The organism is Kutzneria sp. 744, from assembly GCF_000568255.1.
GTDB lineage: Bacteria > Actinomycetota > Actinomycetes > Mycobacteriales > Pseudonocardiaceae > Kutzneria.
In genome coordinates this window covers 11,231,554-11,248,256 of the sequence record NZ_KK037166.1, presented here as the reverse complement: position 1 = coordinate 11,248,256, position 16,703 = coordinate 11,231,554, and the positions used below count along the sequence as shown (strand labels likewise).

General features: G+C 70.5%; 4 protein-coding genes. All 4 read right to left on the bottom strand.

The annotated features are described in order from the left end of the window. A partial coding sequence (locus KUTG_RS50825; RefSeq protein ID WP_043727238.1) for a non-ribosomal peptide synthetase occupies nucleotides 1-3,825 on the bottom strand: 3,825 nt, incomplete at its 3' end. Nucleotides 3,826-3,866: 41 nt separating this feature from the next. Further along, complete coding sequence (locus KUTG_RS50820) at nucleotides 3,867-5,108, bottom strand: serine hydrolase domain-containing protein (RefSeq protein WP_232241383.1); 1,242 nt, start codon at nucleotides 5,106-5,108, stop codon at nucleotides 3,867-3,869. Nucleotides 5,109-5,174: 66 nt separating this feature from the next. Next, on the bottom strand, nucleotides 5,175-5,393 hold the full coding sequence (locus KUTG_RS50815; protein ID WP_369794613.1) for an MbtH family protein: 219 nt from the start codon (nucleotides 5,391-5,393) through the stop codon (nucleotides 5,175-5,177). Continuing rightward, nucleotides 5,390-16,564: a non-ribosomal peptide synthetase gene (locus tag KUTG_RS55690; RefSeq protein WP_232241382.1), complete on the bottom strand. Its 11,175-nt coding sequence runs from the start codon at nucleotides 16,562-16,564 to the stop codon at nucleotides 5,390-5,392. The genes KUTG_RS50815 and KUTG_RS55690 overlap by 4 nt, the downstream gene beginning before the upstream one ends. Between the last annotated feature and the right edge of the window lie 139 nt (nucleotides 16,565-16,703).

The following is a 16,703-nucleotide window of genomic DNA, read 5'->3' as shown; positions in this document are numbered from 1 at the left end:
GTCGTCGCGGCCGGTCCAGTCGGCCAGCGCCTGACCGAGTGCACTCAGCAGCACGTCGTTGACCTGCGTGCGATAGACGTCCGGGACCTTGTGCAGCAGCGCGTCCGTCTCCTCGCGGCCGAGGCTGACGGTCATCGTCCGGGTCGAGCCGGAGGTGTTCTCGCCGATGTGGTCGGTCGGCAGCGGCTCGCCATCGGTGATCTGCTGCCAGTACGGCAGATCCTCGTCGAAGGTGTGCCCGTTGAGCCGGTGCGCCCACTGGGTGAACGCGGTGCCGGTCGGCTCCGGCGCCGAGCCGTCGTAGGCGGCCTCGATGTCGCCGAGCAGCAGCCGCAGCGAGACGCCGTCCACGACGAGGTGGTGGATCGCCAGGAACAGCAAGGGGGTCTCGCCTGGGATGAAGATCGCCTTCACCATGCGGCCGGTGGTGATGTCCAGGCCGTCGCGGCTGACCTCCGTGCCGTCCTCGAGGATCCCGGTCGGCGCGGCCGCCGGCTCCTGCCGCCAAACGCCGTCGTCGCAGGTGAAACGGGTGTGCAGGGCCTCGTGATGGGCGATCACGGTGTCGATCGCGGCCGACAGCCGAGCCCGGTCCACGTCGGCCGGCAGCTCCAGCAGCATCGACATCGTGAAGTGGTTCAGCGGCCCGTACGTCTCGAAGAACCAGTGCTGGATCGGCGTCAGCGGCGCGGGGCCGGCGATGACCGGCGCCGCGACCTCGGCTTCGGTCCGGACCACCAGCGCCAGGTCGGCGATCGTCTGGTGAGTGAACAGGTCCCGCGAGGTCAGCCTCAGCCCGGCGGCCCGAGCGCGGGACACCACCTGGATGCTGAGGATGGAGTCGCCGCCCAGCGCGAAGAAGTTGTCCCGCACGCCGATCCGGTCGCTGCCGAGCACGCCGGCCCAGATCTCGGCCAGCAGCCGCTCGTTGTCCGTGCGCGGCGCGACCCACTCCGCGGTCTGCGCCACGGGCGCCGGCAAGGCCTTCCGGTCGAGCTTGCCGGTGCTGCTGACCGGCAGCTCGTCCAGCTGCACGAACACCGCCGGCACCATGTAGTCCGGCAGCGATTCGCGAAGTCGTTCCCGCAGGGACGAGGTGTCCCCCACCACGTAGCCGACGAGTCTGTTGTCCCGCACGACGACCGCGGCCGCGTCGACCTCGGGCAGCCGGAGCAGCGCGGCCTCGACCTCGCCCGGCTCGATGCGGAAGCCCCGGATCTTGACCTGGTCGTCGGCCCGACCGATGTACTCCAGACGCCCGTCGGCCCGCCGACGCACCAGGTCACCGGTCCGGTACAGCCGGCCGTCACCGAAGGGATTGGCCACGAAGCGATCGGCGGTCAGGCCGGGCCGGTTCAGGTAGCCGCGGGCGACCTGCGCGCCGGCCAGGCACAGCTCCCCCACCACGCCGGTCGGCACCGGTCGCAGGTAGCCGTCCAGGACATAGGCCTGCATGTTCCGCAGCGGACGGCCCAAAGAGGACTGATCACCAGCGACGACGCAGGACAACGCGTCGACCGTGCACTCGGTGGGGCCGTAGAAGTTGTGCGCGGTGGTTCCGTCGACGGCCGCGAGTTCCCGCCAGAGCTCGTCGCTGAGGGCCTCGCCGCCGAGCATCAGCACGGCCGGGCGGTGGCGCGGATCGGTCAGCAGGCCGGCCGGCAGGAGTTGCCGCAGGTAGGTCGGGGTGAGGTCGAGGAAGTCGATCCCGTTGCCCGCCACATAGTCCACGAGGGCGTCGGCGTCCATCCGGGTCTCGTCGTCGATCACGTGCAGCTCATGGCCGTCGGCCAGCAGCACCGGGCCTTCGAGGGAGGTGTCGAAGGAGAACACGGCGGTGGTCGCCACCCGCAGCCGACGGCCGGCGGCGAAGTCGTTGCGGTGGTTGAACAGCAGGTTCACCAGGTTGCGGTGCTCGACCGCGACGCCCTTGGGGGTGCCGGTGGAGCCGGAGGTGTAGATGATGTAGGCGGTGCTGTCCGTCCGCACCGGACAGTCCGGATTGGTCTCCGGCATGCCGGCCGCGTCCGAAAGCACCACTCGGCCACCCACCACAGGTGTGGTGGTGTCGCCCGGTTCGACCACCACAAGTGTGGTGCCGGCGTCGCGAAGCAGCAGATCAACACGGTCCTTGGGCAGTCCGCGGTCCACCGGCAGGTACACCGCGCCCGCCTTGAACACCGCCAGCATCGCGATGACCAGTTCGGCCGAACGGGGCAGCGCAAGGGCAACGACCCGCTCCGGTCCCGCGCCCGACGCGATCAGGCGGTGGGCCAAGCGGTTCACGCGGGCGTTGAGCTCGGCGTAGGTGAATTCTGTGTCCTGGAACACCAGCGCGCGGGCGGTCGGCGCCTTGGCCACCGTCTCCTCGAAGACCTCGACAATGGTGGAGGCCGTCACGTCCAGAGCGGTGTCGTTGGCCTCGACAAGCAGCCGTGACCGCTCGTCCGCGGCCAGCAGGGGCAGGTCACCGACCCGCCGGACCGAAGTGATCTCCATCAGCAGCGTGGAAAGGTGCCCGGCCATCCGTGACACCGTGTCCGCGTCGAACAGGTCGGTGCTGTACTCCACGGATCCAACCAGGCCGTCGCCGGTGTCCTGGAACTCGAAGCTGAGGTCGAAGGTCGCGGACCGCCGGGTCACGTCGACCGGTTCCACCGCGAGGGCGCCGAACTCGGGCTGGCTTCCGGCCGACCCGTGCAGCAGCACCAGCACGTCGAACAACGGGTTCCGACTGGGATCCCGCTCCAGCCGCAAGGCCTCCACGACCTTGTCGAACGGCGCCTCGGCGTGCTCCAACGACGTCAGCACGGTCGTCCTGACCTGCGCCAGGAAGTCGCCGAAGGACACCTCGTCGTCCACTGTGGACCGCAGCACCACGGTGTTGACGAAAAAGCCGACCATCCGCTCCAGCTCGGGCCGGTTGCGGACGTTCACCACCGAGCCGACGGCGATGTCCGGTCGGCCGGTGTATCGGGCCAGCAGGATCTGACAGGCCGCCACCAGCACGGTGTACAGCGTGGTGTCGTGCTCGCGGGCCAGCTCCGACAGCCGCTGGGAAACCGCTGCCGGCAGCCGGAAGTCGTGCACGGCGCCGGCCGAGGTCCGCACCGCCGGGCGCGGCCGGTCGGTCGGGAACTCCAGCGGCTCCACACCGGCCAGCTGCGAGGTCCAGTGCTCCAGGTGCTTGTCCAGCGAGCGGCCACGCTGCCACACGGCGTAGTCCGCGTACTGAGCCGTGGGCTCGGCCAGGGTTGCGCCGCCGTACAGGCGACCCAACTCGTCGATCATGATACCCATCGAGGCGCCATCGGTGATCACGTGGTGCGCGGTCAGCAGCAGCACGTGGTCGCCGGCGGCCAGCCGGACCAGAAGTGCCCGCAGCAGCGGGCTTTTCCGCAGGTCGAACGGCCGCGAGTACTCGTCGGCCAGCACCTGGTCCAGCTCCGCAGGCTCCTCGACCACACGCAGCGGGACGTCGACGGCCTCGGCGATGGCCTGCACCGCGACGCCGTCCACAACGGACACCGTGGTACGCAACGACTCGTGCCGGGCGACCAGCGCGGCGATCGCGGCGGTCAGCGCCGGCACGTCGAGGTCGCCGGACAGCCGCAGCGCGACGGCGCTGTTGTACTCCGACTCCCCCGGCCGCAGCTCGTCGAGGAACCACAGGCGCTGCTGGGCGTACGACAGCGGCAGCGCCGAGGTCCGATCGGCGCGCGGGATGCCGTCGGACGCCTTCGCCCGCCCGGCGAGTCGTCGCCTGAGCTGCTCGCGCAGTTCCGCCGGCAGCGCGTCGATGCGGCTCTGCCTCGATGTCGTCATGATGTCCGTTTCTCTCCAGAGGTGGTCGAGACAGTGGTCGCTCAGCGGCGGGCGGCCACGCGGCCGCCGGTCTGCAGGCCGCTGACCAGGCCCGTCGACGGGTCGCGCAGGAAGCGGCCGCCGAGCACGCGGCGTCCAGACTCGGGCTCCAGCACGGAAAAGGCCCAGTCGGCATGCACCGTCAGCTCCGGGTACAGCTCGCCGCCGACGCGCAGCACGCCGTCGCCGGCGTCGACGAAGTACTCCATGTCGCCGTTGGCGTAGCTGCCGGTCAGCCCGGCCGGCATCGGCATCTCGTCACGGCGGTGGGACAGGTCGTAGTCGGCCACGTCGAGGCCGAGCGCGCGGAGCCGGCCGACAAGATCCATCCACAGTGCCGCACCGGAAACGGCGTTGGTGGTCAGCGCGACGACCTGGCCGCCGGTGGGGTCGATGCGCAGGTGGCAGGACGTGCCGTCGGCGGTGCCGTCGTGGCCGACCCAGCCGTCGAACACCGCGAGGCCGAGGCCCCAGCCGTTGGCCAGTCCGAACGGGACGACGCCCGGCACCTGCCGGCGCATCGTGCGAAGCAGCTGCGGGGTCAGCGGACCGTCGCCGGTCACGTGCATGAGCCCGAAGGTCACGAGGTCCTCGGCGCTCAGCGCCAGCGCCCCGGCGCCGGCCTCGATCTCCTGCAGGGTCTGCTCGACCTCGATGCCACGACCGGCGTGTCCGGCCATGAAGGTCCCTACGGATCGCTTTCCGCCGTGCTCCACGGTGAACGCCGGCTCGATCCCCAGCGGGGTGAGCAGCAGCGCCTCGACCGCCTCCCACCAGTCCATCCCGGTGATCTCCTCCACCAGCCGGGACAGCAGCACGTAGCCGACGTTGGAGTAGGAGAAGCCGAGTCCGGGCCGCAGCACCAGTTCCGCGTCCCGGCAGGCCCGTAAGTACTGGCGGGCCGAGGAGGTCTCGCCGCCCAGGGCCGCCGGCAGGCCGCTGGTGTGGCTGAGCAGCTGCCGCACGGTCAGCCGCCCGACCCGTGGACCCAGATCCCCCAGGTGCTCGCCGAGCCGGTCCTCCAGGTCGAGGTCGCCGTCCGCGACCAGCAGCATGGCCAGCGTCGCGGTGAACGGCTTGGTGATCGACCCGATCGGATACTTGCCGGCCGCGCCGACGGTGATCGTCTCACCGCCGGTGTGCACGGACAGCTGCGCCGCCGGCACATCGTGCCTGGCCATGAGATCCCGCAGCGTCACCGCCAGCGTCGATCTGTCTACATCGGACCGGACCGTCGAGGTCACGGCATGCCTCCCCAGTTGGTGTTTCTGACCACGGGCTTGTTTTCAGTCTTCCCTGAAGTAATAGTGTTATTGATTGGCGGTCATCCACTCCCGCAGGCTGCGCGGACGCATGTCGGTCCACACCTGGTCGACGTGGTCCATGCACTCCTGCTTGCCGCCCTGGAAGCCGGTCGGCCGCCAGCCGGCCGGGACCTCGTTGGCCAGCGGCCACAGCGAGTACTGCTCCTCGTCGTTGACCAGCACCTGGTAGTCGATGTCGTCGCGCACTGTCTTGTGTCCCTTCACAGTTCCTCGTCGCCGAAGGCGACCCGTTCCAGTTCGAGCAGGACCCGCTCCTCGATGAGCTCGGCGAGGACGGTCACGGTTGCGCTGGCCAGCACGTCACGCGGCGTCAGCTCGACGTCGAACGCGGTGCGCACCATGGAAGTGATGTGCAGGCTGCGCACGGAGTCGCCGCCCAGGTCGTAGAAGTTGTCGGTGGCGCCGACGCGGTCGAGCTGCAACGCCTCGGCCCAGATGCCGGCCAGCACCTGTTCGGTCTCGGTCTCCGGCGCGGTGTAACCGGTGGTCGGCAGCTCCTGGGTGGGTGCCGGCAGCGCGCGCCGGTCGAGCTTTCCGTTGGGGGTCAACGGGAGCTCGTCCAACGGCACGAAGAGCGACGGCACCATGTGCTCCGGCAGCCGGCCGCCCAGGTATTCCCGCAGTCCTTCGGTCTTCCCCACGATGTACCCGATCAGGCGCTGTTCAACCGCGATGACGGCCGCCGCCTTGACGTCGGGCCGGGCCGTGAGGACGGCCTCGATCTCCCCCAGCTCGACCCGGAAGCCGCGGATCTTGACCTGGTTGTCGGCGCGGCCGAGGAACTCCAGCTCGCCCTTGGGGTTCCACCGGACCAGGTCACCGGTGCGGTACATCCGGGCGCCGGGCTCGAAGGGGTTGGCCACGAACCGCGAGGCCGTGAGGCCGGCACGGTCGAGATAGCCGCGGGCGAGGCCGATGCCGGCGACATAGAGCTCCCCCGGCACGCCGCGCGGAACCGGCCGCAGCCCGTCGTCCAGCACATAGGCCTTGGTGTTCCTGATCGGGCGGCCGATCGGCGGCGTGCCACCGGGTTCGAGCGGATCGCTCCAGGTTGCGACCACAGTGGACTCTGTCGGACCGTAAGCATTGATCAGCCGGCGGCCGGGCGCCCACCGGGCCACGAGATCCGGCGTACAGGCGTCGCCGCCGAGAATCAGTGTCCGCAGCGACGGCAGCGGGACCTCGGGCACAGTGGCCATGGCGACCGGCGGGACCAGGGCGTGCGTGACCTGGCGGCCGCTGAACACCGCGGCGAGATGCTCCCCCAGCAGCGGTCCCGGCGGCGGGACGACCAGCGCCGCGCCGGCCGGCAACGACATGCACAGTTCGAGCACGGAGGCGTCGAAGCTCGGCGAGGCGAACTGGAGCACCCGGTCGCCGGGGCGGACGTCGAAGTGCTCGATCTCCGCCGCGGAGAAGCTGGCCAGGCCGGCATGCGTGACGACAACGCCCTTGGGGCGGCCGGTCGAGCCGGAGGTGTAGATCACGTAGGCCGGGCTGGTCGGCGACAGGGATCGAGTCACCGGTTCGTCCGAATAGGACGCTTCGGAGCCGTCCATGACGATATCCGCCGGCAATGGGCTGTCCGGCATGGTGATCGTGAGCACCGGCTTGGCGTCGGCGAGCATGAACTCGATGCGCTCCGCCGGGTAGGCGGGGTCGACCGGCAGGTAGGCGGCGCCGGCCTTGAGTACCGCGAGCTGGGCGACGATGATCTCCAGCGACCGGGGCAGGGCCAGCGCGACGATCTTCTCCGGGCCGGCCCCGGCGGCGATCAGCTTGCGGGCCAACCGGTTGGCCCGCCGGTCCAACTCGGCGAACGTCAGCGTGGTGTCGGCCAGGACCGCGATCGCCTCGGGGGTGCGGGCGGTCTGGGCCTCGATCAGCTCCGGCAACGTCGCCGGCACGACCACCCGCTCGGTGGCGTTCACGCTGGTCAGCACGTGTTCCCGTTCGTCGGCGGTGAGCACGTCGATGTCGCCGAGGAGGGGGTTGTCGCACAGGGCTTCCACGACGCGGACCAGGTGGCCGACCATGCGCCGCACGGTGTCCGGCTCGAACAGCTCGGGGTCGTAGCCGATGCCGAGGGTCAGGGTCTCCCCCGGCACGCCGACGACGGTCAGCGCGTAGTTCGTCGCCTCGGTGGCGTCGAGGTCGCGGATGCCGCCCTTCTCACTGACCGGGTAGTTCTCGAACACCACGGCGCTGTCGAACAGCGTCGGCACACCGGCCGAAGATTGCAGGCGCGACAGGGGAACGTACTCGAACCGCCGCGATTCCGCCTGCGCCTGCTGCATCTCCTGCAACCAGTCCACGGCGGACACTCCGGCGTCCACGGTGGCCCGGACCGGCAGGGTGTTGATGAAGATGCCGGCGATGTCGTCGGCGCCGGGCAGGTCGGTCGGCCGACCGGAGACGGTCGCCCCGAAGCAGACGTCGCCCTGCCCGCTGTAGCGGGACAGCAGCAACGCCCAAGCGCCCTGCACGACCGCGTTCACGGTCAGCCGGCGGCTGCGGGCGAACTCGTGCACCCGGCCGGCCGCCCGCTCATCCAGCCGCGCCGACACCCACTCGGTGGAGGCCGTGTCGTGGCTGGTGGTCGGCGTGCGGTCGAACGGCAGCGGCGTCGGGCCCTCGATGCCGGCCAACACATCGCGCCAGTACTCATCGGCGGTGTCGAGGTCCTGCCGGCGCAGCCAGGCCACATACTCCGAGAACGGCCGGCGCACGGGGATTTCCGTGCCCAACACGTCCGACAGGACCTGGAACACCGACCAGCCGTCGAGCAGCACGTGATGGAAGGACCAGACCACCTGCACCTCGGTGGCCGACAGCCGGGCCAGAGTGATCCGCAGCAGGGGGCCGGCGGCGAGGTTGAAGCCCTCGGCCCGATCGGTGGCCAGGAGATCCGCCAGCAGCGGCTCGCGGTTGAGGCCCTGCCAGTCGTACATGGCGATCGGCACGATCACGTGTCGATCGACGACCTGCACCGGCTCCGGCACGCCGTCCCACACGATCCGGCTGCGCAGCACCGGGGTCCGATCCACCACCCGCTGCCAGGCCGCGGCCAGTCGCGACACGTCCGGCGCGTCCTCGAGCACGAAGGCGACCTGCTCGAAGTAGAGGCCACGGTCCTGTTGGGACAGTCCGTGGAACACCATGCCGGCCTGCATCGGCGTGAGCGGGTAAATGTCCTCGATCTCCCGGCCGTCGCCGGCGAGCCGGTCGACCTGGTGCTGGGCCAGCCCCGCCAGCGGGAAGTCGGACGGTGTGCGGCCGCCGGCGCCGGGCTCGGCGCAGTGCCGGATGATCTCGTGCAGCGCGGCGACGAGGTCGCCGGCGAGCCGGCGGATGGTCGACTCACGGTGCAGTTCCGTGCAGTACTGCCAGGTCAGCTCCAGCTTGCCGCTTTGGACCAGCCCGACGACGTCGAGCTGGTGCGGGCGGTGCTCGTCCGGGCTGATCGAGGAGTCGAGCGTGCCGGCGTCGGTGAACTGGCCGAGGTAGTTGAAGCTGATCCGGGGCTCGGCGGTGGCATGAACCAGGCCGGCGACGCCCTTGTTCGGCGCCACCCGCAGCTGTTCCTTGACGGACTTGAGCGTGTCGGCCCAGCCGCCGCCGATGGTCAGTTCCACCGGGTACATCGAGGTGAACCAGCCGACCGTGCGGGACAGGTCGACGTCCTCGAACAGCTGCTCCCGGCCGTGGCCCTCCAAGTCGATCAGCACCCGGTCGCGGCCGGTCCAGTCGGCCAGCACCCGGCCCAGCGCCGCCAGCAGGACGTCGTCGACCTGGGTGCGGTAGACGCCCGGAACGTCCTGGAGCAGGGCCTTGGTCTGGATGGCGTCGAGGCCGACAACAACTGTTGTCGTGGTGGCGAAGGTATTGGGGCCGTTGCCGTCCGTCGGCAGGGTCGGATCGGCGGTCATGCCCGTCCAGTAGGCGAGCTCCGCGCCGAAGTCATGCTTGTCCAGGCGCTGAGACCACTCACGGAACGAGGTTGTCTTGGGCGGCAGGGCCTTGCGGTGGTAGGCCGCCTCCAGGTCCTCGACCAGCACACGCCAGGAGACGCCGTCGATCACCAGGTGGTGCGCGGTCAGCACCAGCACGTTCGGCTCGGCCAGTCGAGCGGTGATCACCGGGCCGTCGGCGAGGTTGATCTCGGCGTCGAGGATCTCCGACGACTCGTCGGGGGCGTTGTGCTGCCACCACGTGCGGTCGATGCGGTGGAATCGCATGCGCAGGGCATCGTGGTGCGCGACCACCGTGGCCAGCGCGGCCCGGAGCTGCGGGACATGGAAGTCCTGTGGCCACTCGATGCGCATGGACTGCGTGAACGACTCCGGCGCAACCAGGTCACCGTCGAGGTACCAGCGCTGGATCGGCGTCAGCGGCACCTCGCCGCTGACCGCACCCTGCTCGGCGACGATCTGCACGGCGGTGGTGGCGTTGGCCGCGAGGCCGGCGACAGTCGGGTGCGCGAACAGGTCCCTCGGCGTGAGGTTGAGCCCGGCGGCGCGGGCCCGAGAGACCACCTGGATGCTGAGGATGGAGTCGCCGCCGAGCTCGAAGAAGTTGTCCTCCACGCCGATGCGCTCGGCGCCGAGGATCTCCGCCCAGATGCCGGCGAGGACACGCTCGTTGTCGGTGCGCGGCGGCAGGTAGCCGCTGCTGGAGGCCAGCTCGGGGGCCGGCAGCGCCTTGCGGTCGACCTTGCCGTTACGGCTGAGCGGGAGCTCGTCCAGCCGGACCAGCGCCGCCGGAACCATGTAGTCCGGCAGCCGCTCGGCGAGGAAGTCCTTGACGCCTTCGGTTTCGCCGACTATGTAGGCGACGAGCCGCTTGCGGCCGTCGTCGTTCCGCACTGCCACCACCGCCTGCTCGACCGCGGCGTGCTCGGCCAGGACGGCCTCGATCTCCCCCAGCTCGATGCGGAAGCCCCGCACCTTGACCTGGTCGTCGGCACGGCCGACGAACTCGACGACGCCGTCACGCCAGCGGACGAGGTCACCGGTGCGGTAGAGGCGCTCACCGCTGCCGAAGGGATCCGCGATGAACCGCGAAGCCGTCATGCCCGGGCGGCCGATGTAGCCGCGGGCCACGCCGGCGCCGCCGATGTACAGCTCGCCGACGGTGCCCGGCGGCACCAGGCGGAGGTCGCCGTCCAGGACGTGGAGCCGCATGTTGTCCAGCGGCGAGCCGATGGGGACGGTGTCCGGGACGTGGCCCTTCATCTTGTGCCGGGAGGCGAAGGTGGTGGTCTCGGTCGGGCCGTAACCGTCCACAACGGACACACCGGTGGCGATCACCCGCCGCACGGCGTCGGCCGGGACCACATCGCCGCCGGTCCAGACCTCGGTGAGGCCCGCGAAGCACTCCGGGTCCTCCTGGGCGATCAACCGGAACAGGCCGGCGGTCAGCCACATGCCGGTCACGCCCTGCCCGACCGCCCACCGGATGACCGAGGCGTCGACGTCACCGGGCGGGGCGACGATCACGCGGCCGCCGTTGAGCAGCGGGACCCACACCTCGTACGTGGAGGCGTCGAAGGCCTGCGGCGAATGAAGCAGCGTCGTGTCGTGGCCGTTGGCGAAGGAGCGGTCCCGGGCCAGGTCGACGATGTCCGCGTGGGTGACGGCGACGCCCTTGGGCACGCCGGTCGAGCCGGACGTGAACATCACGTACGCCAGGTTGACCCGGCCGACCTTGACAACAGGTGTTGTCGAAGACTCGTCGACATCGACCTCGCCGTCGTTCAGCACCAGTCGCGCGCCGGCCTGGTCGAGGACCGCCTGCTGACGGTGGGCAGGGGCACGGAGGTCGATCGGCACGTACGCGGCGCCGGCCTTGAGCACGGCCAACTCGGCGACCACCAGGTCGACCGACCGCTCGATCCGCAGCCCGACGCGGTCCTCGACGCCCACCCCCAGCTTCACCAGGCGGTTGGCCAGGCGGTTCGCGCGGGCGTCGAGTTCCGCGTAGGTCAGGTGATCCAGCGCCAACGCCTCGGGATCCTGCTGGGCGAAGGCCGTGAGCACGGTGTTGAAGCAGGGCGCGGTCGCCGTGGCGTTCCACTCCCGCAGCACGAGCCGGCGTTCGGCGTCGGTCAGCAGATCCAGGTCCCGCACCGACTTCTCCGGCGCGCGCGCGATGGCCGTGAGCACCAGTTCGAGCTGGTCGGCCAGGCTGTGGATGGTGGTCTCGTCGAACAGGGTCGGGTCGTAGTCGAAGCTGACGGCCAGCGCGTCGCCGGGCTGCACGACCACGCTGAGCGGGTAGTTGGTCGGCTGCACCTCGCCCATGCCGTGCATGCCGATGCCGTGCGCGGCGATCGCTTCCTCGTCGAACGGATAGTTCTCGAAGACCAGCAGGCTGTCGAACAGGGTCGCCCCGATCCAGCCCTGGAGCTGGGCCAGCGACACGAAGTCCCACTGGCGGGCCCGGGAGAGCTCCTGCTGCACGCCGCGCAGCCAGTCGGCCACGGACTTGCCGTCGTCGATGCGGATCCGGCTCGGCAACGTGTTGATCACCATGCCGACCATCGACTCGACGCCGGCCAGGTCGGCCGGGCGGCCCGACACCGTGGTGCCGAACACGACATCGCGGCCGCCGCTGCGGCGGGCCAGCAACAGGCCCCAGGCGGCCTGCACCACCGTGTTCACGGTGAGGCCGAGGCGATGCGCCAGCGCCTTGAGCGGCTCGGCCGCGTAGTCGACGCGGACAGTGGCGCAGGACTGCGCCCGGTGCGACTCCACCGGCTGCCGGTCGAACGGCAGCGGCGTCGGGCCTTCGACGCCGTCGAGGGCCTCACGCCAGAAGGTCTCCGCCTGGTTGAGGTCCTGTGTGGACAGCCAGCGCAGGTACTCGGCGAAGGGCGTGCGCCGCGGCGGGGTGCCGACGGCCTTGTAGTCCTCGCACACTTCCTGCACCAGCTGGGCGCAGCTCCACCCGTCCAGCAGCACGTGGTGGAACGTCCAGACCAGCAGCACGTCGCCGGCGGCCAGCTTGGCCAGTGTCACGCGCATCAGCGGGGCGACGGCGAGATCCATGCCAGCGGCCCGGTCGTTGGCCAGTAGTTCCCGGAGTCGGACGTCGATGTCGCCGGAGGTCCAGTCCAGCACGGTGATCGGCAGCGTGACGTCACGCTGCACGACCTGGACCGGCTCGGCCAGGCCGTCCCACACGATCCGGCTGCGCAGCACCGGGGTCCGGTCCACGACACGCTGCCAGGCGGCGGCGAACGCGGCCGGGTCGTCGATGCCGGTCAGTCTCAGCTGAACCTGGTTGAAATAGGCGCCAGAAGAGCCGTCGACCAGGCTGTGGAAGATCATGCCGGCCTGGAGCGGCGTCAGCGGGTAGATGTCCGCCACGCCACGGCCGTCGCCGACCAGTCCGTCCACATCGGACTGACTCAGCCGGGCCAGCGGGAAGTCGGACGGCGTGCGACCGCCGACGCCGGGCCGGGCACAGTGCCGAACGATGCCGGTCAGCGCCTGGACCATGGAGTCGGCAAGCGTGCGGACCGTTGCCTCGCTGTGCACCTGGTCCGAGAAGTACCAGGTCAGTTCAAGCTTGTCGTGCTGCACCAACGCGACGACGTCCAGCAGGTGCGGGCGGCGCTGACCGGGGTCGGCCGAGCCGCCGATCGAGCCGTCGTCGGTGAACTGGCCGAGGTAGTTGAAGCTGATCTCCGGGTCGATGGCCGGGGCGGAGCCGGTGAGGTGGCGCAGCGCCCCGTAGCCGACGCCGCGGCGCGGGATCGCCCGCAGGCTTTCCTTGATGGACTTGAGGATCGTGTCCCAGCCGCCGCTCGCGGCCAGCTCGACCGGGAAGATCGAGGTGAACCAGCCGACCGTGCGGGACAGGTCGACGTCGTCGAACAGCTGTTCCCGGCCGTGGCCTTCGAGATCGACGAGAACCCGGTCGCGGCCGGTCCACTCGGCCAGCGTCCGGCCGAGCGCGCTGAGCAGAACGTCGTTGACCTGCGTGCGATACACGCCCGGCACATCCTGGAGCAGCGCCCGGGTGTGCTCGGCGTCGAGGCCGACGGTGATCGTGCGGACCGAACCCATGGTGTTGACGCCATCGGCGTCGGTCGGCAGCCCGGCGTCGGCGGTCAGGGACTTCCAGTGCGCCAGCTCGTCGTCGAAGCCGCCGGCCTCGGCGAACTCGGCCAGCCGGATCGACCACTCCTGGAACGAGGTCGTCTTGGCCGGCAAGGCGTCGCCGCGCAGCGCGGATCGCAGGTCCTCACCGAGGATCCGCCAGGACACAGTGTCGACGACCAAGTGGTGGGCCTCGACCAGCAGCCGGCCGTCGGCCAGCTCCGCGCGCAGCAGCGGCCCGTTGACCAGGTCGAACGCCGGGCCGTCGAGAATCTTGGTTGCCTGCACCGGTTTCGTGGTCTGGCCCTCGGCGAAGGTGGTACGCAGGGCGTCGTGGTGCGCGAGCAGGACGTTGAGGGCCCGGTCGAGCGCCTCCCGGTCGTCGGGGACGTCCAGCAGCATCGACTGCGTGAAGTGCTGGGCCTGCACGGGTTCGGCGTCGAGGAACCAGCGCTGGACCGGGGTCAACGGCGCGTCACCGGTCACCGCGTCCTGGCTGGCGGTCACGGTGGTGGCGGTGCCGGCAGCCTTGGCCAGCGCGGCGATCGTCGGGTGGGTGAACAGGTCGCCGGGCATCAGGCTCAAGCCGGCCTGGCGGGCGCGAGAGACGACCTGGATGCTGACGATCGAGTCGCCGCCGAGTTCGAAGAAGTTGTCCTCGACGCCGATCCGGTCCAGGCGCAGCACTTCGGCCCAGATCTTGGCCAGCGTCAGTTCGGCGTCGGTGCTCGGGGCGACGTGGCCCCGGGTCGTGTCGGTGATGTCCGGCGCCGGCAGCGCCTTGCGGTCGACCTTGCCGGTGGCGCTGAGCGGCAAGGACTCCAGCCGGACGATCACCGCCGGCACCATGTAGTCGGGCAGCGTCTCGGCCAGGAACTCCTTCAGGCCCACGGTTTCGCCGACGACGTAGCCGACGAGCCGCTTGCGACCGTCGTCCGTGCGCACAGCCACGACGGCCTGCTCGACGCTCGGATGCGCGGCCATGGCCGCTTCGATCTCGCCGAGTTCGATGCGGAACCCGCGGATCTTGACCTGGTCGTCGGCGCGGCCGACGAACTCCACCACACCGCCGCGCCAGCGCACCAGGTCACCGGTGCGGTACAGCCGCTCGCCACTACCGAAGGGATCGGCGATGAAGCGGGAGGCAGTGAATCCGGGCTGGCCGCGGTAACCCCGGGCCACGCCGGCGCCGCCGATGAACAACTCCCCCACCACACCCGGCGGCACCAGGCGCAGGTCGGCGTCCAGCACGTACAACCGCATGTTGTCCAGTGGCGTGCCGATCGGCACCACATCCGGCACCGCGTCGGTCATCAGGTGCCGGGAGGCGAAGGTCGTGGTCTCGGTCGGACCGTATACGTCCACAACCGACAGACCGTCGCAGGCGGCCAGCACACGGCGCAGTGCCTCGGCCGGCACGGCCTCACCGCCGGTCCAGACCTCGGCCAGTCCGTCGAAGCACCCGGGATCCTCCTGCGCCACCAGGCGGAACAGGCCGATGGTCAGGAACAGCGAGGTGGCGCCCTGGCCGACCGCCCACCGGATCACGGCCGGGTCCACGCTCCCCGGCGGGGCGACGATCACCCGGCCGCCGTTGAGCAGCGGCACCCACAGCTCGTAGGTCGAGGCGTCGAAGGCCTGCGGCGAGTGCAGCATCACGACCCGGTGGTGCGGCCGGAAGGACCGGTCGGCGGCCAGCGCGACGATGTCCCGATGGGTGATCGCGACGCCCTTCGGCACGCCGGTCGACCCGGACGTGAACATCACGTACGCCAGGTTGGCGGGGTGCACGGCCACATCCACCGGGCCGTCGGACGTCCCCTCGTCGATCATGGCGATCTGTCCGCTGTGGACGGACTCGCCGACGGACCGCCATCTCTCGTCGGTGATCAGCACCGACGAGCCGGCCGCCATGGTGCGGAGCCGGTCCTTGGGCGCGCGGGCGTCCAGCGGCAGGTACGCGCCGCCGGCCTTGAGCACCGCCAGCTCGCCGACCACCAGCTCCGGCGACCGCTCCAGCAGCAGCGCCACAGGCTCGTCCCGTACGACGCCGAGCTCGATCAGCCTGTGCGCCAAGCGGTTCGAGCGGCGATCCAGCTCCGCGTAAGTCAGGTCGTCGACGGCCAGCTCGGTCGGCCGCCGGCGGACCTGGGCCGCGAACAGGTCGACCACGTTGACCTCGGGCAGCGGGTGCGCGGTGTCGGTGTACTCGTCGAACAGCAGCGTCCGCTCGGTGTCGGTGACCGTGGACAGCGACGACAGCAGTCGGTCGGGGTTGGCCGCGATCTCCTCGATCAGCACGCGCAGCCGGTTGGCCAAAGCCTCGATCGTCGACTCGTCGAACAACTTGGGGTCGTAGCCGAAGGCCAGGGTCAGCCGGTCGCCGGGATAGGCCACGACCGCGAGGGGATAGTTCGTCGTCTCGACGCCGCGCAGGTCACGCAGGCCGAGGTCGGCGTCCACCGGGTAGTTCTCGAACACCAGGATGCTGTCGAACAGGGTGCCGGTGGGCGGGGCGTAGTCGAACCTCCGGGCCGCCGCCTGCTCGTCCTGGATCCGGCGCAGCCACGGCACCAGCGCCCTCGACTCCTCGACGTCCACTATGGACGGCAAGGTCGCGATGAAGATGCCGGTGATCCCGTCGGACCCGGGCAGATCGGCTGGCCGGCCGGAGACGGTGCTACCGAAGCACACCTCCCGCTGCCCGCTGTGCCGGGCCAGCAGCAGCGCCCAGGCGCCCTGCACGACCGTGTTGACGGTCAAACCGTTGCGCTGCGCCATTTCCCGCAGACCATCGGCCGGGAAGTCGATGCGGAGGCTCGCCGTCGACTCCGTGACGCCGGACGGCTGCCTGTCGTACGGCAGCGGCGTGCGCTCGCACGTGTGCTGCCGCCAGAATTCCTCGGCGGCCGAAGTGTCCTGTTCGGACAGCCAGGCCGCATAGTCCCGGAACGGGCGTCGAGCCGACAGTTCGTCGCCGTGCACCGCCGCCATGACGTCCGCGAGCACCTGGAACAGGCTCCAGCCGTCCAGCAGCAGGTGGTGGAACGTCCACAGGACCCGCGTTTCCGTGCCCAGGTCGACCAGCGTCACCCGCATCAGCGGGGCGACCTCCAGGTCCAGGCCGGCGGCCCGATCCTCGGCCAGCAGGGCATCGAAGTCGCCGTCGTAGCGGCGGACGGGCAGCGTGACGCCTCGGCGCACGATCTGCACCGGTCGGTCGACACCTTCCCACACGATGTCGCTGCGCAGCACCGGGGTCCGGTCCACCACCGTTTGCCAGGCCGCCGCCAGCTCGTCGGGCCGAGCGTCGACGGTGAAGGTGACCTGCTGGAGTAGGCGCCCTGGCCGTTCTCGACCAGCCGGTGGAACACCATGCCGGCCTGCGTCGGCGTCAGCGGATAGATGT